This window comes from Mesorhizobium sp. M4A.F.Ca.ET.090.04.2.1 (assembly GCF_003999085.1).
GTDB lineage: Bacteria > Pseudomonadota > Alphaproteobacteria > Rhizobiales > Rhizobiaceae > Mesorhizobium.
This window is the reverse complement of sequence record NZ_RZOT01000737.1, coordinates 1-2,192: the sequence shown is the minus strand read 5'-3', so window position 1 is coordinate 2,192 and position 2,192 is coordinate 1. Positions and strand designations below refer to the sequence as shown.

General features: G+C 68.4%; 1 pseudogene. It reads right to left on the bottom strand.

The features are described from left to right. A pseudogene (locus EN781_RS31170) lies at positions 1-2,192 on the bottom strand (peptidoglycan-binding protein); the annotation flags it as partial.

The window sequence follows — 2,192 nt, the reverse complement described above, 5'->3', positions numbered from 1 at the left end:
GCCTTGACCGGCCCGCCCATCGTCGACTGGCGCTTCAGCGCGTCGGCCTCGGCGGCGGCGGCTTGCGCTGCGCGCCTTGCGGCGGCGATGAAGTCGGACTTGGCCGCGTCGCTCTCGCTGCGCTTGACGGGCGGGCTACGCTCGTCGCGCACGCGCTTCATGATGGCGCTGAGGTCTGGTGCGCCCGAGCCTGGCTCCAGCGGCCGGTTGGCAAGTTTCGGGTCGAGCGGCTGGTCGATGTCGACGCTTGGGGCGTCGACCTCAGGCGCCGAACCGGCGAGCGGCGGCGTATCCGCCTGCTTCTTGCCCCTGAAGGCGCGCGCCAGTCCGCCGAACATCGATTTCTTGCCGGCCTTCTCGCCCTTTTCGGCGATCGTGTCCGAACCGAGCGCCGCCATGGCGGCGGCCGCCGCCGCTTCAGCCGGCGAACGTGGCGCCGGCTCGTCGCGCGCAACCGGTTCGTTGCGCAGGATGGCGGCGGCACGGGTGTCGAGATCGGCGATGTCCCCGGCCAGCGGCAGCGGCTGGTCGATATCCATCGACGGCGCATCCTGCACCGCTATCTTGGAGCCGCGGCTCCCGCGCTTACTCGCCGGCTGCGGGTCGATGAGTTCGCTGACGGCTTCCACAGGCTCGCTGGTTTCCAGCGAACCCAGCCGGTCGACGATCTTGAGCAGCGTGTCGTGGATGGCCTCGAAGGTGCGCGAATTGCGTTCGTCGGAACGGCGCGTCAGGGCTTCGAGCGTCTTCAGGTCCTGCGCAAGGCCGCTGACCGCCGCTGTATTGGCGCTCGTATCGGCCATCGAACGCACCGCGCTCTCGGCCGCCTCGCGCGCCGCGCTGAGGATGGTATCGCGTGTTCCGGCCAGCGACTTCTCGATCTCGTTGAGGCGCGGGCTGATGTCCTCGAATTCCGGCAGCGGCGTGCCGGGCCTGGTGAGATGCGCCGAAAGCCCGGCGACCTGCGCCTCCAGGCTGCGGATCAGCGCCGGGTCGATGCCGGCGACCTGAGCGGCCGATGTTTCAAGCCGGCTTGATATGTCTTCCAGCCGGCTTTCCAGGCCGCGGATCGCCGCTTCGTTGGCGGGATCGGGGACCCGCGTCTCCAGGCGCTTGGCGAGCGCGGTGAAGCGGGCGTCGATGGCATCCATGATGCCGGCGCTGTCGGCCTGCGGCATGCGCTGGTCGAGCCTGTCGGCAACCTCGTCCAGCCGCCGCTCGAGATCGCGAAACAGCATGTTGCCCTGTTCGATCGCATCACCCTGCCGGCGTTCCATCATCCCCGACAGCGCGTCGAAGCGCTGTTCAAGTCCCTGGAAGATATAATCGGCATCGGGCATGGCTGGCGCGTGGTCGATTTTGTCGGCGATCAGCGCGATCTGCCTGCCGAGCCGTTCCATGGCCTGCTCCGGCAGGTTGGCGCGGCCGGCCAGCTCGTCGACGCGGCTCGACAGAAGGTTGAGCCGGTCCATAACCTCTCGACCGGGCTGGGCCTGGGTCACTTCCTCGATCTGCTGCGCCAGCGAGGCGATCCGCTTCTCGATGCGCTCGAAGGGTTCCGGGTCGAAGGCATTGGCCTGCGCGGCAACGGTCGAGGCGACGATGGCGCGGGAGATCTCGTCCAGCCGCTCGTCGATCATGCCGAACGTGTCGCTGCCTCGATTGCTCTGCTGGCTGGCGAACTGGTCGACGGCACCGGCAAGCGTGCGGACCTTTTCCTCCAGTGAGCGCAGCGACAGCGATTCCGGCAGGTTGTTGACGGCATTGCTGATCTGCTCGAGGCGGTCGGTCAACGCCGAAAGGCCTGGATTGTCGGAGCGCTTGCGCTGGTCGGCGTCGACACGGTCCTCGAAGGCGCTCCAGCGGCGGTCGAAGTCGTCCCATCGGCGATCGACCGCCCGCACGCTTTCCTCGCGCGCCAGCGTGTCCAGCGCGCCCTTGACCTGCTCCATCTCGAGCCTGAGCAGGTTGACGCTCCTGTCGTCGCTCTTCTCAGCCAGCGTCTGGATGGCGCCGGACAGCCGCTCGAATTCGAGGCCGAGCTCGGCGCTGCCCTTGTCCGCCTGGCCATTCGCCTGGAAGGCGCGCTCGATGTCGTTGCGCAGCGCGTCGAACTCGCGCTTGAGGCCGGCGGTCATCTGGTGGCGCAATTCCTCGCGCAGGCCGCGCAGCTCGCCGGCGATCTTGCCGAC